Source organism: Achromobacter sp. D7-1 (assembly GCF_059760445.1).
This window is the reverse complement of sequence record NZ_JCBAMT010000005.1, coordinates 103,263-127,328: the sequence shown is the minus strand read 5'-3', so window position 1 is coordinate 127,328 and position 24,066 is coordinate 103,263. Positions and strand designations below refer to the sequence as shown.

General features: G+C 66.8%; 14 protein-coding genes. 10 read left to right on the top strand and 4 right to left on the bottom strand.

Annotated features, from left to right (window positions below; all coding sequences use genetic code 11):
- The first annotated feature begins 15 nt into the window (after window positions 1–15).
- The 3 genes from AC6LKD_RS04140 (at window position 16) to AC6LKD_RS04130 (ending at window position 4,247) form a co-directional block, all read left to right on the top strand.
- A complete protein-coding gene (locus AC6LKD_RS04140) occupies window positions 16–1,947 on the top strand; it encodes an acyl-CoA synthetase (protein WP_498115205.1) in 1,932 nt (643 codons plus the stop codon).
- A gap of 38 nt (window positions 1,948–1,985) precedes the next feature.
- The gene (locus AC6LKD_RS04135) at window positions 1,986–2,972 is read left to right on the top strand and encodes a tripartite tricarboxylate transporter substrate binding protein (RefSeq protein WP_013394289.1); all 987 of its coding nucleotides are present in this window, start codon (window positions 1,986–1,988) and stop codon (window positions 2,970–2,972) included.
- A 291-nt stretch (window positions 2,973–3,263) separates the two neighbouring features.
- Window positions 3,264–4,247, top strand: a complete 984-nt coding sequence (locus tag AC6LKD_RS04130) for a tripartite tricarboxylate transporter substrate binding protein (RefSeq protein WP_498115204.1) — start codon at window positions 3,264–3,266, stop codon at window positions 4,245–4,247.
- Between the two features lie 23 nt (window positions 4,248–4,270).
- On the opposite strand, the gene AC6LKD_RS04125 is transcribed toward AC6LKD_RS04130, so the two are convergent.
- Complete coding sequence (locus AC6LKD_RS04125) at window positions 4,271–4,885, bottom strand: ABC transporter ATP-binding protein (RefSeq protein ID WP_498115203.1); 615 nt, start codon at window positions 4,883–4,885, stop codon at window positions 4,271–4,273.
- A gap of 310 nt (window positions 4,886–5,195) precedes the next feature.
- Here AC6LKD_RS04125 and AC6LKD_RS04120 point away from each other — a divergent pair, with 310 nt between their 5' ends.
- Window positions 5,196–12,740 (top strand): autotransporter-associated beta strand repeat-containing protein, encoded by a 7,545-nt coding sequence (locus tag AC6LKD_RS04120; RefSeq protein ID WP_498115202.1) that lies wholly within the window; start codon window positions 5,196–5,198, stop codon window positions 12,738–12,740.
- A gap of 81 nt (window positions 12,741–12,821) precedes the next feature.
- On the opposite strand, the gene AC6LKD_RS04115 is transcribed toward AC6LKD_RS04120, so the two are convergent.
- Window positions 12,822–15,899 (bottom strand): autotransporter family protein, encoded by a 3,078-nt coding sequence (locus AC6LKD_RS04115; RefSeq protein WP_498115201.1) that lies wholly within the window; start codon window positions 15,897–15,899, stop codon window positions 12,822–12,824.
- Between the two features lie 241 nt (window positions 15,900–16,140).
- Window positions 16,141–16,737, bottom strand: a complete 597-nt coding sequence (locus AC6LKD_RS04110; RefSeq protein WP_013394293.1) for a short chain dehydrogenase — start codon at window positions 16,735–16,737, stop codon at window positions 16,141–16,143.
- A 129-nt stretch (window positions 16,738–16,866) separates the two neighbouring features.
- Between AC6LKD_RS04110 and AC6LKD_RS04105 the strand changes: the two genes are divergently transcribed.
- Window positions 16,867–17,760 (top strand): LysR family transcriptional regulator, encoded by an 894-nt coding sequence (locus tag AC6LKD_RS04105; RefSeq protein ID WP_498115199.1) that lies wholly within the window; start codon window positions 16,867–16,869, stop codon window positions 17,758–17,760.
- A gap of 30 nt (window positions 17,761–17,790) precedes the next feature.
- Here AC6LKD_RS04105 and gcvA read toward each other — a convergent pair whose 3' ends face one another.
- The gene (gcvA, locus tag AC6LKD_RS04100; protein ID WP_498115197.1) at window positions 17,791–18,726 is read right to left on the bottom strand and encodes a transcriptional regulator GcvA; all 936 of its coding nucleotides are present in this window, start codon (window positions 18,724–18,726) and stop codon (window positions 17,791–17,793) included.
- Between the two features lie 162 nt (window positions 18,727–18,888).
- Here gcvA and AC6LKD_RS04095 point away from each other — a divergent pair, with 162 nt between their 5' ends.
- The 5 genes from AC6LKD_RS04095 to AC6LKD_RS04075 are packed head-to-tail and all read left to right on the top strand — an operon-like array spanning window position 18,889 to window position 24,053.
- Window positions 18,889–19,563, top strand: a complete 675-nt coding sequence (locus AC6LKD_RS04095) for a cupin domain-containing protein (protein ID WP_498115196.1) — start codon at window positions 18,889–18,891, stop codon at window positions 19,561–19,563.
- Window positions 19,560–20,666, top strand: a complete 1,107-nt coding sequence (locus AC6LKD_RS04090; RefSeq protein ID WP_498115195.1) for a flavin monoamine oxidase family protein — start codon at window positions 19,560–19,562, stop codon at window positions 20,664–20,666. Before AC6LKD_RS04095 ends, AC6LKD_RS04090 begins: the two co-directional genes overlap by 4 nt.
- Window positions 20,666–21,718: an alcohol dehydrogenase catalytic domain-containing protein gene (locus AC6LKD_RS04085; protein ID WP_498115194.1), complete on the top strand. Its 1,053-nt coding sequence runs from the start codon at window positions 20,666–20,668 to the stop codon at window positions 21,716–21,718. The genes AC6LKD_RS04090 and AC6LKD_RS04085 overlap by 1 nt, the downstream gene beginning before the upstream one ends.
- A gap of 25 nt (window positions 21,719–21,743) precedes the next feature.
- On the top strand, window positions 21,744–22,967 hold the full coding sequence (locus tag AC6LKD_RS04080; RefSeq protein WP_498115193.1) for an MFS transporter: 1,224 nt from the start codon (window positions 21,744–21,746) through the stop codon (window positions 22,965–22,967).
- Window positions 22,968–23,024: 57 nt separating this feature from the next.
- Window positions 23,025–24,053: a MerR family transcriptional regulator gene (locus AC6LKD_RS04075; RefSeq protein ID WP_013394300.1), complete on the top strand. Its 1,029-nt coding sequence runs from the start codon at window positions 23,025–23,027 to the stop codon at window positions 24,051–24,053.
- The last annotated feature ends 13 nt before the right edge of the window (window positions 24,054–24,066 follow it).

Sequence of the window (24,066 nt, the reverse complement as noted above, 5' to 3'; positions counted from 1 at the left end):
AAGGAGGCCCCCGCAATGACCCAGGTCCACGCCGCCCCGCCCCTTTCGCCGCCCTTCGCCGCGCCCTTCGCCGTGCGCAGCGCCGCGGACGTGCAGCGTCTGCAAGCCCGGCCGCTGGCCGAGACGCTCACGGTGCAGAGCACCTATGAAATCTTCCGCAATTCGGCCGCGGCCTTCGGCGACAAGACCGCGCTGACCTTTCTGCGCAGCGCCGACCCCGGCGACGCGCCGCTGCGCTGGAACTACCGCGAACTGCTCGCCGGCATCCACCAGACCGCCAACCTGCTGCATGAGCTGGGCGTGGGCCCGGACGACGCCGTCGGCATCCTGCTGCCCGGCTGCCTGGAGTACCACCTGGCGCTGTGGGGCGGCGAGGCCGCCGGCATCGTCCAGCCCTTGAACCCCTTGCTGGCCGAAGACAAGCTCGTGTCCCTCATGACCACGGCGCGCGCCAAGGTCCTGATCGCCTACGGGTCCGACGTGGAATGCGGTTCCTGGTCCAAGGCGCTGCGCCTGCGAGAACGCGTGCCTACGCTGCACACGCTGCTGCGCGTGGCGCCGCTGGACGAGCCGTCCCCGGCCCGCCCCGCGCTGCCCGACCATGCGCTGGATTTCAACGCCGCGCGCGCCACGCAACCGGCCGACCGCCTGGTCAGCGGCCGCGCGATCCAGGCGGACGACGTGGCCGCGTACTTCCATACTGGCGGCACCACCGGCGCGCCCAAGCTGGCCATCCACACGCATGCCAACCAGGTCTTCAGCGCCTGGGCCGCGGTGCAATTGCAGAACGCCGGACCGGACGACGTGGTCATCAACGGCTATCCGCTGTTCCATGTGGCGGGCGTGCTGCCGGCATCGCTGGCCGCCCTGTCGGCGGGCGTGGAAACCGTCATTCCCACCACCCTGCTGCTGCGCAACCGCGACGTGCTGCGCAACTACTGGCGCCTGGTCGAACACCATCGCGCCACCTCGTTGCAAGGCGTGCCCACCATCCTCGCGGCGCTGGCCGAAGTGCCGCTGGCCGGCGCCGACATCTCCTCGCTGCGCTATTGCCGCACCGGCGCCGCGCCCCTGCCCGCCGAACTGGCGGCCCGCTTCAAGCGCCTGTTCGGACTGCACGTCAACGAAAGCCTGGGTATGACGGAAATGGCGGGCATCTCGACCATCTCGCCACCCGGCTGCGAGTTCCCGGTAGGCTGCGTCGGCTTTCCGCTGCCCTATGTGCAGGTCCGCATCGTCGGCCTGGACCTGCCGACCGGCACGCCCGCGCGCGACTTGCCCGCGGGCAAGGCCGGCATGGTGCTGTTCAAGGCGCCCAACGTCATCCCCGGCTTTCTCGACCCCGACGACACGGCGCGCGCCTTTACCGAAGACGGCTGGCTGATCAGCGGCGACGTGGGCTATATGGATGACGCTGGCCGCCTGCACCTGCAAGGCCGCGCCAAGGACCTGATCATCCGCAGCGGCCACAACATCGATCCCAAGACCATCGAGGACGCGCTCGCCTCGCATCCCGCTGTGCAGCTCTGCGCCGCGGTCGGCGCTCCCGACGCCTATGCCGGCGAACTGCCCATCGCCTTCGTCACGCTGGCCGAGGGCGCGCAGGTACAGGAAGCAGAACTGCTGGCCTACGCCGCCGAACACGTGGACGAGAGCCCGGCGCGGCCCAAGCGCGTCATCGTGCTGGACAGCATGCCCATGACCAATGTCGGCAAGATCTACAAGCCCGATCTGCGCCGCCTGGCCACCGCCGTATCGGCCCAGGCCGTGGTGGCGCACACCCTGCAGGACGCTGGCCTGATCGACGACGGCACGCTGTTCCGCGTAGAGGCCAACGCGCAACCCGAGGTCTCTGTGCTTGCCGACCCCCGTGCGCCCGAAGCGCTCAAAGCCAGCCTGCGCGACGCGCTGGCCCGGCTGCCGGTAAAAGTCGCGCTGCGCGACTGAGCAGTTCCCCACACAACAACACCCCAGGAGACAAACCCATGACCCACCAGCCCCTGCGGCGCGCCTGCCTCGGCGCCGCGTTGCTCGCTATGGCCGGCGCCGCCCTGCCTTTCGCCGCCGCCGCGCAAGGCGCCTACCCGTCCAAGCCGATCACGCTGATCGTGCCCTTCCCGGCCGGCGGTTCCACCGACCGCCACCTGCGCATCGTGGCGCAGGACGCCTCCAAATACCTGGGGCAGCCCGTCATCGTGGAAAACCGGCCCGGCGCCGGCGGCACCCTGGGCCCCGCCACCATGGCCAAGACCGCCAAGCCCGACGGCTACACCGTCACTCTGTACACCCTGGCCATGCTGCGCATGCCCTACATGCAGAAGAGCAGCTGGGATCCCATCAACGACTTCAGTTTCATCCTGGGCCTGTCGGGCTATACCTTCGGCTTCACCGTCCGCTCCGATTCCCCGTACCAGACCTTCAACGAGTACATCGAGGCGGCGCGCAAGGCGCCCGGCACCATCGACTACGGCTCCACCGGCATCGGTTCCTCGCCGCACCTGCTGATCGAGGAGGTCGCCATCAATGCCAAGGTGAAACTGAACCATGTGCCCTTCAAGGGCAACGCCGACATGCAGCAAGCCCTGCTGGGCGGCCACGTCATGGCACAAAGCGATGCGACCGGATGGGACCAGTTCGTGGACTCGGGCAAGATGCGCCTGCTGGTCACCTTCGGCGAAAAGCGCACCACGCGCTGGCCCGACGTGCCCACGGCCCAGGAGCTGGGCTACAAGGTGGTCTCCACCTCGCCCTACGGCCTGGCCGGCCCCAAGGGCATGGACCCCGCGGTGGTGAAGACCTTGCATGACGCCTTCAAGAAGGCGCTGTTCGACCCGGCGAGCATGGACGTCATGAAGCAGCTGAACCAGGAGCCCGCCTACCGCAACAGCCAGGACTACAAGGAATGGGCGCAGGCCACCTACGTCAAGGAAAAAGGCCTGATCGAGTACCTGGGATTGATGGCGAAGGATTGAACTGGCGGCCAGGAAGCCGAACTCTCCATTTCAAGAAGACTCCCGGACGCCACTTGGCAGTCGGCCGTTGTGACTTGGCACACGGCCGACCTCAGGGAGATCAATTTAATCTTGATTGACGCAGGAAGCCGGCCTGCACAACGATGGCGCGCTGTTTCGCGTGAAAGCCGACGAACAACCCGATATCGCAGTCCAGGCCGACGCGCGTGGACCCGATTGCCGGTCAAGGTCGCCCTGCGCGACTGAGCAATCCCCTGCCCGCGCACAACAACACCCCAAGGAGACAAACCCATGCCCCAGCAGCCCCTGCGGCGCGCCTGCCTCGGCGCCGCACTGCTCTCGATCGCCGGCGCCGTCCTGCCTTTTGCCGCCGCCGCGCAAGGCGCCTACCCGTCCAAGCCGATCACGCTGATCGTGCCCTTCCCGGCCGGCGGTTCCACCGACCGCCACCTGCGCATCGTGGCGCAGGACGCCTCCAAATACCTGGGGCAGCCCGTCATCGTGGAAAACCGGCCCGGCGCCGGCGGCACCCTGGGCCCCGCCACCATGGCCAAGACCGCCAAGCCCGACGGCTACACCATCAGCCTGTACACCCAGGCCATGCTGCGCATGCCCTATATCCAGAAGAGCAGCTGGGACCCCATCAACGATTTCACCTTCATCCTGGGCCTGTCCGGCTACACCTTCGGCTTCACCGTCCGCGCCGATTCTCCGTACAAGACCTTCAATGAGTACATCGAGGCGGCGCGCAAGGCGCCCGGCTCCATCGACTACGGCTCCCCCGGCACCGGCTCGTTGCCGCATCTGCTGATCGAAGAAGTCGCCATCAACGCCAACGTGAAGCTGAACCACGTGCCGTTCAAGGGCAACGCCGACATGCAGCAGGCCCTGCTGGGCGGCCATCTCATGGCGCAAAGCGATGGCACCGGCTGGGACCAGTTCGTGGATTCCGGCAAGATGCGCCTGCTGGTCACCTTTGGCGAAACGCGCACTACCCGCTGGCCCGACGTGCCCACCGCACAGGAGCTGGGCTACAAGGTCGTGTCCACCTCGCCCTACGGGCTGACCGGCCCCAAGGGCATGGACCCCGCGGTAGTCAAGACGCTGCACGACGCTTTCAAGAAGGCGCTGTTCGAACCCGCCAGCATGGACGTCATGAAGCAGCTGAATCAGCAGCCCGCCTACCGCAACAGCCAGGATTACAAGGAATGGGCGCAGGCCACCCACGTCAAGGAAAAAGTCCTGATCGAGTACCTGGGCTTGATGGCGAAGTAAAGAAGAAGCCTGCGGCGCCGCCTTCAGCGCAGCGCCGCAACCTCGATTGATCTGGCGCCGCAGGCTTCCACCAGCTCGGGATCGTGGCTGGCGAATAGCACCACCCGATCCTGCGCCCAGATCTTGAACTGCCCGGCCAGCACGCCGCGCGCCTGTGCATCCAGGCCGTTGCTGGCCCCATCCGCAATGATCACGGCCGGGTCGCCCAGGGCGGCGGCCGTCAGGTAGACCTTGCGCCGCGTGCCTGTCGACATCTGCTCGAAGCGCTTGTCCAGATGCGGCTCCAGCCCCAGCCGGAAGGCCAGGTCCAGCACGCTGTCGGCCAGCGGCACGTTCTTCTCTGCCGCGACCTGTTCCAGCAATCCGCGCCCCGTCTGCGCGGGCTGCGCCATGCAATTGTCGGGCACGTAGGCCAGGCGGGCCCGCGCTTGCGCCGGTGCCTGGGCCAAGGAATGCCCGTCGATCCAGACATCCCCCGAATCCGGCGCGATCGCGCCCGCGATGATGCCCAGCAGCGTGGACTTGCCGGTGCTGTCTTCTTCGCACAGCGCCACGCATCCGGGCCTGAAGGTATGGGTCAGCCCCTGGAAGACGAGATGGTCGCCGTAGCGCTTGCCGAGATTGTCGATTCGTAGCATGGCCGGGAGTGTACGCAGGAACACGGCGCTCGGCCATCGCCGCCTGGGCGTGGCGTCAACGCAGCAAATGTGAACTGAACTCAAATTTTTCCCCATTGACGATGTGGGAATCCGCATTTTTGCCGTACATTACGCAGCGTAAATAAATGTTAATTTTCAGCAAAACATTTCGACTTTTGTAACGGTTGCCTCGCCTGTTGCTGCCATTGGCCCGCTGAGCGACCTACCACCAAGACGCATTTAGTTTCATTTAAATCAATCAACGTCCAATCCTGCCGGCCCGGCTTTGGTGTCGGCATAGAAGAGATCAATGAATCACGTCTATCGAGTAGTCTTCAACGCCGCCGCCGGCGTGTGGCAGGCCGTCAGTGAAATCGCCCGCGGGCCGGCAAAAAGCAGCAGCCCTGCCCGGCGCCTGCGCCGCGGCGGCGCACAGTTGGCAGGCGCGCTGGGCATTGCCTTGATCGCCGCGAACGCGCATGCGGCTCCCGCAAATCCGCAACTCTACTGGGACGGCAGCCAATCCGTGGCGAACGGTTCGGCGGATGGCGCCTCTGGCATCTGGGATTACGCCAATACCAACTGGACGTCCGCTGACGGAACAGTGAACCAGTCCTGGAACGGCGGTGAAGCGGCATTCTCCGGCACCGCCGGCACCGTGGCGGTCGGCGGCCAGCACAGCATCACAGGCCTGGAATTCAAGACAGACGCCTACAAGCTGGTGGGCGGAGCCAATGGCCAGCTGAATACCAGCGGCATTGCCAATATTCGGGTCAATCCCAACGTGACCGCAACCTTGGGCGTCGCCATAGGCGGCAGCGGCATCCTGCGCAAGCAAGACAGCGGCACGCTGGTACTCAACGGCAACAACACCTATACCGGCGGCACGATAATCGAGGCCGGCCGTTTGGAGGTCGGCAGCAATACCGCTCTGGGCAGCGGCGCCCTGACGGCGCTCAACAACACGGTGCTCGACGCCAATAACAAGGTGGCCCTCGACAACAACGTGAATCTGATGGGCAGCGTGGGGATAGGCGGAAGCGCCGACCTGACGCTGAACGGCGTCGTTGACGGCCCAGGATCGCTGATCAAGAACGGCGCCGCCAACCTGACCTTGAACGGGGCCAACATCTATCTGTCGGGCACCACGCTGAACGCCGGCACGCTGACGGTGGGCAACGATCAGGCTTTGGGTGTCGGCGGCCTGACCGTCGGCGGCGCTTCCACCCTGACGGCAAGCAACGCGGTAACGCTAGGCAACGCCATCGCCCTCAATGCGAACCTGACGGTTGCCGGCGACAATGACCTGACCTTGAATTCGCTGATTTCGGGCCCCGGCCAATTGGTCAAGACTGGCAATGGCACGCTCACCCTCAACAACGGCAACGCCAGCCACACGGGCGGCATCGCCCTCAGTGGCGGTACCTTGGAGTTCGGCGACAATAATGCCTTGGGGACCGGCGCGCTGGTCACCAACGGCACGGCCACGCTGAAAAACTCGCGGCCCGCAAGCCTGACGAACGCCATCAGCGTCAATGGCGACCTGACGGTGGAAACCCGGGAGGATTTGACGTCGGTCGGCTTCTTGAGCGGCAGCGGCAAGCTGACCAAGACCGGCGCGGAAGAATTGATCCTGCTCGGCAACAACACCTACGCCGGCAGCCTCAACGTCCGCGAAGGCTCTATCACCACATTAGGCACCAACGCCCTGGGCGCTCCCCAGAGCGTCAATCTGGGTGCGAGCACTGTGCTGAACCTGAACGGCTACACCGCGATCGGGTCCTTGAGCGGCAGCGGGATACTCAATGTGGGCCCGGGTAGCATGCTGCAAGTAGGCAGCAGCAACCTCGATAGCGTGTACGCCGGAACGATCATGGGCGATGGTCGGCTCAGCAAAAACGGCAGCGGCACGCTGGAGCTGGCGGGCACCTCCAGCTTCAGTATCTTCCCAACCGAAGTCAACGGCGGCACCCTGAAGATCAGCGGCACAATGAACCGCAGCTTGATGGTTAACGCAGGCGGGACCGTGAACGGCAGCGGCACGATCATCGGCACGCTGACCGTTGCCAACGGTGGCACCCTGGCCGGCACCAGCGGTCAGAAACTGACCGCGGGCTCGATAGTCCTCTCACAGAACTCCAACGTCAATGTCGCGCTGGGTTCTCCTGTCGTGGGCGGTACCGCGCTCTTCCAGGGCACCAACGTGACCTTGGATGGCGTGTTGAACATCACCGATGCCGGCGGGTTCGGCCATGGCGTGTACCGCCTGTTCGACTACTCCAACAGCTTTACGAACAACATCCTCGACTACGGCACCTTGCCTGGCACGATGCCCACGACGGAACTGACAGTGCAGACCGCGGTCACGGGCCAGGTCAACCTGATCGTCGACTCGTTGAATCGGGAAATCCAATTCTGGGATGGCAACACCTCGGTGCCCGACGGCGTTATCAGCGGTGGCAGCGGCGTGTGGAACTCCGCACAAACCAATTGGACCGATGCCAACGGCGTTTTCAATCAATCCTGGACCAGCCAGTTCGCCGTCTTCCAAGGCAACACCGGCGTCGTGCTGGTGCAGGGCGAACATACCGTCAACGGCATGCAGTTCATGACCGATGGCTACAACCTGGTGACAGGCGCCGGCGGCACGCTCAATGCGGTCAACCGCGATGGCGGCAAGTTCGCCGTGCGGGTCGATCCGGGCGTCACTGCGGCGATCAACGTGGACATCAATGGCACCGGCACCCTGCAGAAGCTGGACCAGGGCACGCTGGTGCTCAATCGCAACAATGGCTATCAGGGCGGCACCTTGCTGGCAGGCGGCACGCTCGTGGCCGGCAGCAACAACGCGCTGGGCACGGCGACCCTGACCGCTACAGGCGGCACCACGCTGGACAACAACAAGGCGCTTACGCTGACCAACGGGATCGTTGTCGAAGGCCAGTTGAACCTGGTCGGCATCAATGACCTGACCTTGAACGGCGACATCGCCGGCAACAGCGGCGGCCTGAACAAGAACGGCAGCGGCACCCTGACCCTGGGCGGCAACAACGCCTTTGGCGGCACGATGGCGCTGAACGGCGGCAAGCTGGTGCTGGCCTCCAGCAATCCGCTGGGCAACAGCACCCTGAATGCCGCCTCCGGCATGCAACTGGACAACAGCGTGGCATTGAGCCTGGCCAACACGGTCAACCTGGCTGGCGACCTGAACCTCATCGGCAACCAGGACCTCACTTTGAGCGGCCTGGTCAACGGCACAGGCGGCCTGACCAAGCGCGGCACGGGCAAGCTGACCTTGAACGGCGCCAACTCTTTCCAGGGCGGCGTCGACCTGACCGGCGGCAACCTGGCCGTGGGCCACGATGCCGCGCTCGGCGAGGGCACGCTGACCGTGCGCAACGCGGGAACCCTGGAAGCCAGCCGCGCGGTGACCCTGGCCAACAACGTGCAACTGAGCGCCTCCCTGGCGCTGGGCGGCAGCAATGATTTCACCCTGAACGGGGTGATCAACGGTTCCACCGAGCTGGTCAAGAACGGCGCCGGCCGACTCACCCTCAATGGCGAAAACCGCCATAGCGGCGGCACCACGGTCAATGACGGCAACTTGAGCCTGGGCAATGCCGCGGCGCTGGGTACCGGCATGCTGACCGTCACGGGCAACACGCAGCTGGATACCGCCGGCCCGATGCGCCTGGGCAATACCGTCAACGTCGATGGCGCGCTCACGGTGGCGGGCAACAACAGCCTGATCCTGGATGGACAGATCAACGGCAACGGCACGCTGCGCAAGACCGGCGCGAACGACCTCTCGCTTACCGGCAGCGCCAACACCTTCAGCGGCATGATCGATCTGCAAGGCGGCAGCCTGACCACCGCGGGCAACAACGCGCTGGGCCAGAATGCCACCGCGAACGTGGCAGCCGGCGCCAATCTGTTCATCACCAATCTGGCTCGTCTGGCCAGCCTGAACGGCAATGGCACCGTGACGGTCTCGAATGGGAACAACCTGACCATCGGCGCCAACGGGGCCAACAGCAACTTCGGCGGCCAGCTCAACGGTATGGGTAGGTTGACCAAGCTCGGCACGGGATCGCTAACCCTTTCCGGCGTCAACGGCCTCACGGGCATGACCTCCGTCGACGCCGGCAGCCTGCGGGTCGACGGCTCGCTGGCCAGCACAGAGATATACGTCAACAACGGCGCCAGCCTGGGCGGAGCCGGCAGCATCGCCGGCGACGTGACGGTCATGGGCGGCGCCAGCCTTAACGCAGTGGGCGGCAACACCCTGTCGGTCGGCAGCCTGAAGCTCTACGGCAACTCCACGCTGAATGCCGGCCTGGGCGCCCCCGTCTCCAGCGGTGGCAATGCCTTGGTGAACGTAGCCGGTGACCTGACCCTGGGCGGCACGCTCAATGTCAGCGACATCGGCGGCTTCGGCACCGGCGTGTACCGGCTCATGAACTATGGCGGCGACCTGTACGACAACGGCATGCGCTTCGGCAATGTTCCCGGCAGCGTGCAAGCGGCCGACCTGACGTTGCAGACTGCCATCGCCAAGCAGGTCAACCTGCTGGTCGCCGCGCCCAACGTCACCGTGCAGTTCTGGGACGGCGCGCAAACCACCGGCAACGGCGCGATCGAGGGCGGCAGCGGCACCTGGGACGGCGCCAACGCCAACTGGACCGGCGTCGACGGCAACGGGAACCGCTCCTGGGCCGGCAAGTTCGCGGTCTTCCTGGGCGCTGCGGGGACGGTCACCGTCGCGGGCGCGCAAAGCACGACGGGCATGCAGTTCATGACCGATGGCTATGTTCTGAATCCCGGCTCACTGGGAGCGCTCAACCTGGTCAACGGCGACCAGGGCTATGCCGCGGTGCGCGTCGATCCTGGCGTGACCGCGACCATCAACGCCCCGCTCGTTGGCAGCGGCACGCTGGCCAAGGTAGACGCCGGCACCCTCGTGCTCAACGCGTCCAACGGCTACACCGGCGGCACGGCGCTCAACGGTGGCACGCTGGTGCTGGGCAACGACAAGGCTTTGGGCAATGGCCTGCTGACCGCTGCCAACGGCACCACGCTGGACAGCAACACGGCAGTCACCGTGCGCAACAAGGTCGCGCTGAACGGCGCGCTGACGATCGCCGGCTCCAGCGCCATGGACCTGAACGGCACCGTCGGCGGCGCTGGCGGCCTGATCAAGAACGGCGCGGCCAACCTGACCCTCAGCGGCGTCAACAGCTACGTCGGCGGCACCCTCCTGAACGCGGGCGGCCTGATCGTCGGCAACGGCGCCGCGCTCGGTTCCGGCACGCTGACGGTAGGCGGCGCGGCCACGCTGGACAACACCCAGGCGCTGGCGCTGGCGAACAACATCGCCCTGAACGCCGGCCTCACGGTGCAAGGCAGCCAGGACCTGACGCTCAACGGCAACATCTCGGGCATGGGCAGCCTGACCAAGAACGGCGCCAGCACGCTGACGCTCAACGGCACTAACAGCTACACCGGCGGCACCTACGTCAACAGCGGCACGGTAGCGTTGGGCGCAGGCAGCAGCCTCGCCGCCACCGGCGTCGTGACCGTCGCCAACGGCGCCACCTTCGACCTGTCGGCAGGCCAAGGCGCGCAGGTGTTCGGCACCCTGGCGGGCGCTGGCAACATCAAGATGGGAGCCAATTCGCTGTTGGCGGGCGGCTCGGCCGACGGCATCTTCAGCGGCTCGGTCAGCGGCACGGGCACCCTGGTCAAGCAGGGCTCGGGCACGCAGACCCTGACCGGCGCCAACAGCTATACCGGCGGCACGCTGGTCGCGGACGGCACGCTGCGCGCGGGCTCCACCACGGCATTGGTCCAAGGCACCGGCTATCAAGTGCTGACGGGCGCCGTGCTGGACCTCAACGGCAACGCGCTGCTGGCCAGCAGCCTGAGCGGCGGCGGCACCGTGGCGCTGGGCGGCGGACGCTTGACCGCGGACATCGCGGCGGGCAGTGCGTCCACCTACATGGGCATCGTCGTGGGCAGCGGCGACTTGGTCAAAACCGGCGCTGGCGCACTCGCACTGACCGGCGGCAGCGCCTTCACGGGCGGCGTGCAGCTCAAGCAAGGCAGCATCGCCCTGGGCCATGCGCAAGGCCTGGGTACGGGCACGCTGGCCATGGACGACGGCACCGTCATCAGCCTGATCGCCAACGGCATGACCATCGCCAACAACCTGGCCATGACGGGCACGAATGACCCGGTCATCGACACGGGAGCGAACAATGCCACCTGGGCCGGCGCCATCACGGGCGGCGGCTTCCTCACCAAGCAGGGAACCGGCGTGCTGACGCTGACCAGCGCAGGCAACACCTACACCGGCGCGACCGACGTCGCGCAAGGCACGCTCAAGGCCGGCGCGGCCAACACGTTCAGCAGCGCCTCGGCCCACACCGTGGCCAGCGGCGCGGTGCTGGACCTGGCGGGCTACAGCCAGACCGTGGCCAGCCTGAACAACAGCGGCGCGGTCAATCTCAGCGGCAGCACGCCGGGCGCCGTGCTCAAAGTCACGGGCCCCTATGTCGGCAACAACGGCAAGCTGGGCGTGTCCACCGTGCTGGGCGCGGATGGCAGCGCCACCGACAAGCTGCTGTTGAGCGGCCCCAGCGCCATCGCCAGCGGCAACACCACGGTGCAGATCACCAATGCCGGCGGCCTGGGCGCGCAGACCGGCAGCCAGGGCATCCAGGTCATCTCCACCGAGAACGGCGCCAACCTGCAACCCGGCAGCTTCACCCTGGCGGGCAATCACATCGATGCCGGCGCCTACGAGTACCGCCTGACCCAGACGGCACAAGGCGCCGCGCTGCACTCGACCAACACCCAGGTGCCCCCCGGCCCCGGCGTGACTCCGACGCCCGCCTACCGTGAAGAAGTGCCGCTGCTGTCCTCCCTGCCCGCTCAACTGCGCCAGGCGGACATGGCGATGCTCGGCGACATGCGCAAGCGCATGGGCGACGACGCCTCTCAAGGCGCCATCGACCAGGATCCCAGCCACCGCGCCTGGGCCCGGGTGCTGCGCACGGCCCCCACCATCACGCAGCAAGGCACGGTCAACCCCGAGAGCAGCGGCCACCTGACCGGCTTCCAAGCCGGCGTGGACGTGTACACCAGCCGTAACCTCAGGGCCGGCCTGTACGTCGGCCAACTGGACGGCGACATGGGCGTGCGCGGCTTCTCCAGCGGCATGGAGCGCAAGTACGCTGGCTACAACAACCTGCGCGGCCGCTACGTGGGCCTGTACGGCACCTGGCAGCACGACTCCGGCCTGTACGCCGACGCCGTGATCCAGGGCGCCGATTACCGCAGCAGCCTGCGCACGGCCGACACCGGCGCCGGCGCCACCACCAAGGGCCACGGCTGGCTGGCCTCGCTCGAAGTGGGCAAGCCGATCGACCTGGGCAGCAGCTGGCAGCTCGAGCCGCAAGCTCAGATCATCTACCGCAAGCTCGACCTGGACGACACCACGATTAGCCTGGCCAAGGTGAAGAACGATGCGGACGACGACTGGACCCTGCGCCTGGGCGCCCGGGTCAAGGGCAGCTACAGCATCGGCGGCACCGTGCTGCAGCCCTTTGCGCGCGTCAATCTGTACAAGGCCAGCAACACCACCGACGTGGCCAGCTTCAGCGCGCCGGCCGGCACCACCGACATCCGCGCCAAGGGCGGCTACACCTCAACCGAACTGGCGGTCGGCGCCATGGTGCAGTTGACCAAGAACACCAGCCTCTACGGCGACGTGGGCAAGCTCTGGGCCAACAGCGGCGACAGCCGCGTCAAGAGCGGCGCGCAGGGTTCCATCGGCTTGAAGGTGCTCTGGTAAGCCTCGCGGCATCGGCCGGGCAACCGGCCGGCATGCGTGGCGTGGCCCGCCGCGGACTATCCGCTGCGGGCTTTTTCACGTCTACCAGGTGTATTTCACGCCTATCCTCGCCGCGTACTGGTGGTAGTCCTGCGCGCCCCAGGATCCGGCGATATTGGTCCAGCCGGTCCAGCCCTTGGTGAAGTCGGCGTGCACGCCGAGCTTCAACTCATAGCGGTCTTTCGGATAGAGGTCACCCACCGGCAATTGGTTGAACGACACGGAGCTGCCGGTGCTGCTATGCCACCAGTTCAGCGTCGCGAACGGCTGCGCCTTGCGGCCATTGCCCAGGTCGAAGGTGGTGTGCGTGCGCACGCCCAGGCGCGTGATGGTCCCATGGGAGTCCGCGCTGCCCACGCGAGTGCCGTTGGATTCGGTCAGGCTGTCCGTGTCCGAACTGACGTAGATAATCTGCGCCTGGGGCTCCAGTATCCAGTCGCCGCGCAGCTTGAAGGCGTAACCCGTTTCCGCCGACACTGCCCATGCGCGGGAATCGTAGTCGACGCGCGGCAGATCGTCGCCCGTCACCCGGTTGTTGTACCAGCCGTACTGGAACCAGGTATCCACATAGGCGCCGAGCTTGCTCTCGTCGTTCTGGAACCAGGTCCCATAAACGCCCGCGCTGTAGCCTTGCACCCTGCCCTTGGCCTTGTAGGGGTTGCCATCGGCCCGGGCCGTGCTGTCGGCGCTGCCGTAGCCCAGCATCAAACCCAGGTGCAGGCGGTCGGCCTCGGAGAACAGCTTCCATTGCGCCACGTCGCCGCCGCCTTGCAGCAGGAACATGTCGGTGCTGACGTCGAAATTTCCGTCGCGGCTATGCGAGCCTTCCCACTTGCCCACGGCGCGCAGCCAAAGCGCCCGGCGCTTGCTGTCTTCCGATTGGAATTGCTGGCCCTCGATGAACTGCGGTTCGCCCAGCCGGTCATGCATGCTCTGCACGAACATCTGCCCGACCAGTCGCTGGTTCGCGAGATAGGCGGCGACTTCTGGCCGGTACAGCGGCTCCGGAGCGGGTGGAGCCGGAGGAACAGGAGGGACTGGCGGCTCCGGCGGCACGGGAGGCTCGGGTGGAGGTGGAGGTGGAGGCGGTGGCGGTGGCGGATCCGGCTGCTTCTCGGATCGCAGGTACCAGCTCTGATCGGCAGGTGCGCTTGCCGACCCCTGGTACAGGCGATACTCGTAAGGACCGGCCACGGCCCGGCCCACAAGGGCGAACGCGCCCGATCCGGAAACGCCGCCATTGACGACCTCGACCACCTGGATCCCACTGGCCGTCGTCAAGGCTCCTGGCCCGCCCGTGTTCTTGATGCGCAATTGCGAAGCGCCGCTGGCGCTGCCGCCATCGATGACCAGCTTGTCCGACGGCGAGCTGTCATCGCCCAGATAAGTATTCAGCGCGATGGTGCCGTCGCCGCTGTAGTTGCGCACCGTCAGCGTCTTGTACGCCCCCGCCTGCGGCGGCGTGAAGTCGATCAGGCTGGGATCGTTGACCAGGTTGGTGATGGTCGAGTTGCCGGTCAGCGTCCAGGTCGAATCCGTCAGCGTCACATTGGAGGTGCTGCCCGCCTCGGTGACCGCGGCGCCGGTCAAGGTCGCGTTGCGCGCCGCCACATTGGCCGTAGCGGGAGCGCCGGCCAGCACGCCGGCGGCATTGATGCCGCCCGGATTGCCCGCATCCGGCGCCAGGCTCGGGTCTATGCCGTGCAGCGTGCGGGTCCTGCTGCCGAGCAGGGTACCGGAGCTTGCCACCTGCAGCCAGTTGGTCGCACCCTGGACGGTCGTGCCGTCGAGCTGGATGTTCGCAGTACCGCCGTCGACGCCAATGGCCGTTGCTGCCCCGCTGACGATGCTGCCGCCATTGATTGTCGCGCTCTGAGTGCCCGTGTCGCTGGTCAGCAGCAGGCCGATGGACCGCGCGCCGCTGACGCCGATGGCGCTGCCCGTCGCCGCAAAGCTGGACGTGCCGGCCACCACCACGCCATGGGCCTCGGTGCCGGAGGTCTGCACCGAACCGTTGTCGAATACCACGCTACTGGCCGCGCCTTGCGACAGGATGCCGAAGCCGCCCTGCCCGCTGGTCACGACGGTATTGCGCGCCGCCTGGAAAACGGTGGCCGGCTGGCCGCTGCTCGTATAGGCATACAGGCCCACTGCATCCGTGCCGCGGGTCTCGGTCCGCAGGTCGGACAGTTCCGCGCGGGATCCGTCTATGCCTATCACCCCATAGGCGTCCGCGCCCTCGGTAAGGATGTTCGCGGTGGAGCCGCCCTGCGGCGCCACGACCAGATGGTTGGTCGGACTGACATAGCGGCGCAGGAACATGCCGCTGCTGTCCGGGCCCGTGGTGTGGATGTCGGTGGTGCCCTGCATCACCGCCTCGCCCACGCCCAGCATGTAGAACCCGTCAGCGGTCTGCCCCGTGGTGCTGACGCGCAGCGTCGAGCCCGGCGCCGACGTGAAGCGGCGTTCGAACGAGTCCGGATAGGTCAGGCTGTAGCCCAGTTCAACCCCACGGCCATATGTCCCGCCCGTGGTCTTTACATCCAGCACGCCTCCCGCATCGAGCGTTATGGCGGTGTTGTTGCTGGTCATGACGCCCTTGGGCCAGGGATTGCCGCCGGCCGGCGCGGCCTCGATCTTCAACGTTGCGCCGTTGCCGATCTGAAGCTGGCTCCTGGTGCCGAACGGCGTGTGGCCCAGGTTCACGCCCTGGAAGCCGCGTATCGTCACGCTGGAATCCGGCGCCAGCGAGAACGTCGCCTGCGAATTCGTGGTTGACTGCAGCCCCAGGCCAGTGGCCGTCACCGTCGTGATGGTGACGTTGCTGCCGGTCTGGAAATTGACGTTGGTCGCCGCGCCATTGGTCGCGAAAACGCCCAGGTCGACATTGCCGATGGCGATGTTGCCCGGGCCGAAGTTCAGCGTGGCGTTGCCGACCCGGATGGCTGTGCCTGTACCCGCGCCCGTCACGCTGTCGCCGCCGTTCAGCGTGAACGTGGTTCCTGCGGGAACGATGAAGGGCGCGTAATTGGCGCCCCAGGCCGTGGTAGCGGCCAGCGACATGGCCGCGCCCAGCGAACGGGAGAACAGGGGTATGGGGGAAATCGCGCGGTGTGCCATCTGACTCGTCTCCGTGAAGACGTCCTGGCGACAGGCCCGGACGCACTCAAACCAGACCCCGGGCAACCGGGGAACAACGACGATAGACTTCGATACCTACGCCAAACGCCCTAGTCCGGGCGTGTGCAATGCGTGTAAATATTCGCATCAAAATTACGAATAATCACTTTATTTTGCACAAGCCGAGGGTGATTGTTCCCTTTTGGCAACGAGATTGGGACCGGCTGTCAGCGGCGCCGCCTCACCACACCCGGAACACCCGCCCCGTCTGCACGCCTTCCACGCTGCGGCTATAGGCCGACGCGACCCGGCTGGCGGGCGCGGATTCAAAGCCTGGGAAGTACGGGCCGTAGCTGTCCAGCGATTCCGTCAGGACCGTGGGGCTGACCGAATTGATGCGGATGCCGCGCAGCTCCACGGCGGCGCCACGCACGAAGCCGTCGATCGCCATGTTCACCGCGGAGGCGTTGGCGCCGTAGCGGATGGGCTCATCGCTGACGATGCCACTGGTGAGCGTGATGGAACCGCCCTCGTTGACGTAATGCTGGCCGATCAGCGCCAGGTCCACCTGGCCCAGCAGCTTGTCGTGCAGGCCGATCTTGAACTGCTCCGCCGTCATTTCCGCCAGCGGGCCGAAGTGCAGGCTGCCCGTGGTGGAGACAATGGCGTCGACCTTGCCCACGCGCTCGAACAGGGCGCGGATGCTGTCGCTCCGGGTTACGTCGACTTGATGCTCGCCACGGGATTTGCCCACGGCGATGATGTCGTGGCGTTGGCCCAGCTCTTGGGCGACCGCGCGGCCGACGGTGCCGGTGGCGCCGATCAGGATGATTTTCATGGAGGACTCCGATACATGTTGTGGGGTGCGCCCGCGGTACCGCCAGCGCCTGCATGCATTCTGGCCAAGGGCGCGTCCCGGAAAAATCCTAGAATGGTGGGTTCACTTCACACTCAGGGTGCGTAATTCATGGACCGCTTGCTCAGCATGGAAGTCTTCGTGGCGGTGGTCGAACTGGGCAGCCTGACGGCGGCGGCGGCCCGCCACGAGATGTCGCCCGCCATGGCAGCCAAGCACATCAAGGGCCTGGAAGCGCGGCTGGGCCTGAGGCTGATGAACCGCACCACGCGCCGCCAGAGCCTGACCGAAGCCGGCCAGGCCTACTTCGCGCGCTGCAAGGTGATCCTGTCGGACATCCGCGACGCGGAACAAGGCGCCGAGGCCATGCGCTCGGCGCCACGCGGCCATCTGCGCATCACCTCCACCGTGACCTTCGGCTCGTTCGCGCTGGCGCCCGCCATCGCCGAGTACCTGTCCAACTATCCCGACGTCAGCGTGGACCTGGCGCTGAGCGATGCCGTCGAGGACGTGGTGGCCTCGCGCTACGACCTGGCGGTGCGCATCGGCGAACCCGCCGATTCCGGCCTGGTCGCGCGCAAGATCGGCCGCTATCAGATGATCATCTGCGCGGCGCCAGCCTATCTCGAACGCCATGGCACGCCCGAGACCGCCGGCGACCTGGCGCGCCATCAATGCCTGGATTTTTCCTACTGGAACCGGCGCACCGGCTGGCGCCTGAACGCGGACGAAGGCGGCGGCGCGGCCTACCCCGCCGGCCGCTTCGTGTCGAACAACGGCCAGGCGCTGCGGCAGGCGGCGCTGGCCGGATTCGGCATCGTGCTGCAGCCGGAACTGCTGCTGGCCGAAGACGTGCGCGCGGGCCGGCTGGTGCCGATCCTGCAGTCCGCGTGGCCCGCCGCCAGGCCGATCACGCTGCTGTATCCCAAGGACCGCAAGGCCCTGCCCAAGCTCACCACCTTCGTGGAGTTCATGGTGCGACGGTTCACCCGGTCAGCCAAGTAGGCGCGCAAATCAGCGCTCGGCAAGCTGCCGTCAGGCTTGCGGCGCAGTTTGGCGGCAGGCGCCGGCCTCCTGGAACAACCAGTCGCGGAATGCGGCAAGCCTCGGCAACTCGCGGTCCTGCGGCCGATAGATGACGTAATAGGCAAGCGCCGACGCGACCTTCATCCGCGGAAACAAGCGCACCAGACGGCCCGCGGCCAGATCGTCATGCGTCATCACGCTGCGGGCCAGCGCGACACCGTGACCATCGATCGCGGCTTGCAGCACCGCGGCGGAATTGTTGATCTTCATGCCGCGCGCGGTGGACACCCCTTCCACGCCAGCTTTTTCCAGCCACATGGCCCAGGTCGGAAATCCCAGCTGCCCGTCCATCGACAGATCGTGGATCAGGGTTTCGCCCGCCAGATCCGCCGGCTGCTTCAGCGATTTCCGGCGCCGCAGCAGTTCCGAGGAACATACCGGGTAGACCTCCTCGTCCATCAGCTTCTCGGCCGCCAGGCCGGGCCATGAACCGGCGCCGTAGCGCACGCCGATATCGATCTGCTGGGCCACGAAATCGACGGGCTTGAGGTTGGTGTCCAGGCGCACGTCGGTATCGGGCCAGGCCAGCTGGAAGCGTTCTATCCGGGGCAGCAACCACTTGGCGGCGAACGCCGGACTTACCGCCACGGTCAACATGCCGCTGAGGGAACCTTCCTTCAGGCGCTCCAGGCCCAGGGCCAGTTTGCCCAGCCCCGCCTGTATCTCCGGCAGAGCGCGTTCGGCCGCCGCCGTCGGGACCAGCCGCGCCTTTCCGCTGGCGCCGCGATGGAACAAGGGCGCGCCCAGCCATTGCTCGAGCGTGCGCACCAGCTGGCCCACCGCGGCGGGCGTGACGTGCAGCTCGGCCGCGGCGGCAGAGAAACTCTGGTGGCGTGCGCTGGCCTCGAAGGCGCGCAACGCGTTGAGGTGTGCGATCGACTTCATGCGATAAAGATTTTCTTTTAATAGGAAGTAGTTTATCTGGTTTGCCGGCAAATGCGGACTGACCAAGAATACGCCCTGACGACCACAGTTCTGCCATCGAAAAAAGGTGCTGGAGCAAGCAAGCTTGCACATCACTTCAGAAACAGCTTTTCTACCAGCATCATGCTTATCAATGCCGATTTCTCGCTCAACGTCATCGTGACGCCTGACCAGCAACCCTGGGTGCCATCGCCGCAAAGCGGCGTAGAACGCGTGCTGCTGGACCGCATCGGCGGCGAGCAGGCGCGCGCCACCAGCATCGTGCGCTATGCGCCGGGCAGCCATTTTCCGTGGCACGCGCATCCCGGCGGCGAAGAGATATTGGTGCTGTCGGGCGTCTTCTCCGATGCCGGCGGCGACTTTCCGGAAGGCTGGTATCTGCGCAACCCGCCCGGCTCCGGCCATGAGCCGTCCAGCAGGAACGGCGCCACCCTATTCGTCAAGTTGCGGCAAATGCCGCCGGACGAGCAGTCCGCCGTGCGCGTCGACACGCGCGATCCCGCCGCCTGGACGCGCGAAAACGGCGGCGCGGTTTGCCCGCTCTACTCCTCGTCCGTCGAGCAGGTCCGCCTGCTGCGCCTGCCCGCCAATGCGCCGCTGCTTGAGGCCGCGCCCGCCGGCGCGGAAGCGCTGGTGCTGGCCGGGTCGATTACCGATGCGCAACGCTCGTACCCGCAAGGCAGTTGGCTGCGCCTTGCCCGCGGCGCTCAGACCGTGCTTTCGGCTGGCGCTGCGGGCGCGACCGTCTATCTGAAGACCGGCCATCTGCCGGATCCAAATGGCCGGGGCCTGTCATGACAATACAAGCCGACACCGTCATCATCGGCGCAGGCCTGAGCGGTCTGTACGCCGCCTTTCTGTTGGAACGGCATGGCGCCGACTACCTGCTACTGGAGGGACGAGACATGCCCGGCGGCCGCATACTGGGCGCCGGGTCCTACGATCTGGGCCCCACCTGGTTCTGGCCCGCGATCCAACCCGAACTAGCCGCCATCGTCCGCGATCTCAGCCTGCCCATCATCCCGCAGTACGAGGCGGGCGCCATGACGGTCGAACGTTCGGCACTGCCCGCGCGTATGCCGGGCTACCCCAGCTACCCGGCTTCCATGCGGCTGGCAGCGGGCATGAGCAGTCTGGCCGAGGCCCTGCGCGCGCGCCTCGATCCGGCGCGCATCAAGCTGAGCCATACCGTGACCCGGCTGCATGCCACCGGCCACACCATCGACGTGCATGCGCATGATCGCGAGGGGCGGACCCATGTCATTCGCGCCTCGCGCGTGTTGCTGGCCGTCCCGCCGCGCCTGGCGCACGCCCGTATCGCCTTCGATCCGCCGCTGCCGGCCGCATGGGCGGCGCAATGGCGCGGCACGCCGACCTGGATGGCGCCGCACGCCAAGTACCTGGCCGTCTACGGCGCGGCATTCTGGCGCGAGCAGGGCCTGTCCGGCGCAGCGCGCAGCGCCCGGGGGCCGCTCGCCGAGGTCCACGATGCCAGCACGGATCAAGGACCGGCCCTGTTCGGATTCCTGGGCGTGCCCGCCGCGGCGCGGCGCTCGGCAGGCCAGGACGTGCTGATGGCCCATTGCCGCGCGCAGCTCGCGCGGTTGTTCGGCCCCGAAGCGCTGACGCCGGTCCAGGAGCATTTCAAGGACTGGGCGCAAGATCCTCTTACCGCCACGCCCGCCGATGGCATCGACAACAGCGCGCACGCGGCAGCGCCCGGCATGACGGTGGACGCCGGCCCATGGCAGGACCGTCTGGCCGGCATCGCCAGCGAATGGTCCGGCGCGTTCCCCGGCTATCTGGCTGGCGCGGTTGACGCTGCCGCCAACGGCGTCCGATGGTTGCTGCGCGGATCCGCAAGCGCATCCCCCTCCACTCTCCCCGGAGACTCCGCCTGATGAAAACTCCCGCTGCCACCTATCGCGCGATCCAGAGTCCCGCCCCCGGCCAGCTTGAACTGGTGCGACGACCCACGCCTCAACCTGGGCCCGGAGAAGTCCTGCTGCGCGTCGAAGCTTGCGGCGTCTGCGGCGCCGACGCCGCAGACATCGACAATCCCGCCTTGCAGCGGCCCCGCGTCCCAGGACATGAGGTCGTCGGCCGCATCACCGCCCTCGGTCCTGGCGCCGACATCAATTGGTCGATAGGCCAGCGCGTCGGCGTGGGCCGCCTGGGCGGCCATTGCAATGCCTGCCCATCATGCCGCAAGGGCCTGTTCAATCTGTGCTCGAGTCAACCGGTGATGGGCGCGACCCGGGACGGCGGCTATGCCGAGATGATGCTGGCCCTGGCGACCGGGCTGGTCTCCATCCCCGACGAACTGGACTCCGCGCACGCCGCCCCGATACTCTGCGCCGGCATCGCCACGTTCAACGCGCTGAGGAAATGCGGCGCGCAAGCCGGCGATCTCGTCGCCGTGCTGGGGATCGGCGGCCTGGGCCACATGGCGCTGCAATACGCGCGCCGCATGGGCTTGAAGGTCGTCGCCATCGGGCGAGGCGGCGACATAGCCGCTGACGCCTTGCGCCTGGGCGCGCACGTCTACATCGACACCCACGAAGAAGACGCCGCGCAGCGGCTCCAAGCCATGGGCGGCGCGCAGGCGCTGATCGCCACCGTCACCGACATGCAAGCCATCGCCGAGGCCATGCGCGGGCTGGCGCCGCAAGGCCGGACGATGCTGCTGGGCGTGGGCCGCACTCCGCTCGAGGTCGCGCCGGGCTTTCTGGTGGGCGGCGAACGCGTCATTGCCGGGTCCATGACCGGCACGCCCTGGGAAACTGAAAAGGCGCTGAATTTCAGCGTACTTGCAGAGGCGCTGCCCATGGTCGAGACTCTAGCCCTGGAACGCGCGCCCGATGCCTTGCAGCGCCTGAAGTCCGGCGATGCGAAGTTCCGGGTGGTCCTGACCATGGACGCCGCACAGCAAGTCACTACCGATACCAACTAAAACCGCAACTCTCGAGGAGCCCCACTTGTCCGCATCAACACCGGCGCCATCGGCCGCGCCCAGCGCTGAACTCACGCCAGAGGCGCAGCGCGGCAACATCGCCCGGCTGACCATCGCCCAGGCGCTGGCCGGCGCCAACGCCGTGGTGGTCTACGCCACCGGCGCGATCGTCGGCGACATGCTGGCGCCGGACAAGGCGCTGGCGACCCTGCCGATTTCCATCTTCGTGGTCGGCATGGCCGCCTGCATCCTCCCCATGGGCGCCATCGCCCGCCGCTACGGCCGGCGGGCGGCCTTTCTTACCGGCACGGCCTGCGGCGTGCTGGTGGGCCTGCTGGCCGCCGCGGCCATCGTGCTCAGTTCGTTCTGGCTGTTCTGCCTGGGCACCTTCTTCGGCGGCGCCTACGCCGCGGTGGTGCTGTCGTTCCGCTTCGCCGCGGCCGACGGCGTGACCCCGGCGCGGCGCGCCCGCGCTTTGTCCTTCGTGATGGGCGGCGGCGTGCTGGCCGGCGTGGTCGGCCCGCAACTGGTCACGTACACCATGTACCTGTGGCCCGTCCATATGTTCGCGGCGACCTATCTCATGCAGGCCGCGGTCGCGGCGATCTCGGCCCTGGTCCTGCTGGGCGTAAGCCTGCCCATGCCCAGCGCGGCCGAAGTCGCGGGCGGACGCCCCTTGGCGCTAATCGCGCGCCAGCCGCGCTTCATCACGGCGGTGATCTGCGGCGCGGTCACCTACATGCTGATGAACTTCCTGATGACGGCCGCGCCGCTGGCCATGCACATCTGCGGCCATACGCAGGAAAGCGCCAACCTGGGCCTGCAATGGCACGTCATCGCCATGTACGGCCCCAGCTTCTTCACCGGCCGGCTCATCACGCGCTTTGGCGCCGGACGCATCGTCACGGCCGGCCTGGTGCTTACCGGCCTGTCCGCGGCCATCGGCCTTACCGGGATCGACGTGGCCCATTTCTGGGTGACCTTGATCCTGCTGGGCCTGGGCTGGAATTTCGGTTTCGTGGGCGCGTCGGCGCTGGTGCTGGAATGCCATCGGCCCGAGGAGAAAACCAAGGTGCAATCCCTGAACGACTTCATCGTCTTCGGCACCATGGCGGTCGGCTCCTTCGCGTCGGGCGGCCTGCTGGCGGCCTACGATTGGGCGACCGTGCTGTGGGTGTCGTTCATCCCGCTGGCGATCGCCGCGATCGCGCTGCTGGCCGGCGCCGCGAAGGTTCGACAACAGGCTTGACCCTCACGTAACGTCATGTCCCAGAGTCCGTTACGCGCCATCAACAGGAGGAATGTCGTGCAACTGAAAGTAGGAGAACTGGCCAGGCGGAGCGGACTGACGGTCCGCACGCTGCACCACTATCACGCGATCGGCTTGCTCACGCCTTCGGCGCGCGCCGACAACGGCTATCGGCTGTATGGCCGCGACGACATCGCCCGGCTGCATCAAATCCAGGCGCTGCGCCGCTTCGGATTGCCGCTGGCCGAAATCGGCGCTTATCTGGACCAGCCCGACACTCCCTTGGACGAGATCATCGCCAAGCAGATCGCGATGCTCGATCGCCAGATCCAACAGGCCTCCCGGCTGCGCGAGCGTCTCGCCCAGCTGCAGGGCCAGTTGGCACAAGGCAGGGAACCGGAACTGGCCGATTGGCTAACCACTCTGGAACTCATGACCATGTACGACAAGTATTTCTCCCCCGACGAACTGGCCCGCCTGCCCATGTACCGCAGCAACCAGAATGCCGACCCCGCCTGGCTCGCGCTGATCCAGGAGGTGCAGGCGCAGATGGACGGCGGCGTCCCGCCCGAGCAAGCGCAGCCGCGAGCGCTGGCCTTGCGCTGGATGACCCAGCTGCTGCGCGACACCAATCGCGACCCGCGCCTGCTGGTCAAGCTGAACCGGATGCACGAACGGGAGCCAGCGATGCAGGCGCACATCGGCATCTCGCCGGCCATGCGCGACTACGTGCTGCGCGCCTTCTCGGAAAGCAAGCTGCGGATCTATGAAAAGTATCTTGCGCCGGACGAGGCCCGGTACATGCGGCAGCACTATGACGACCGCATCGGCGAATGGCCCGAACTGATGGCCGACGTGCGCGACGCGCTCGACGCGGGCGCGGCGCCCGACTCCGCTACAGCGCTGGCGCTGGCCCGGCGCTGGCTGGATCTGTTTCGCAGCTACGCCGGCGACGACCCCGCCACCCAGGCGAAGTTCCGCCATGCGCTGATGAGCGAACCCGAGCTCACCGCCGGCACCTGGACCGACGACGCCACCCTGTCGTTCATGCGGCAGGCCATGGGCGCGCTGGCGGCGCGGCGCTAGGCGGCACGGTCTT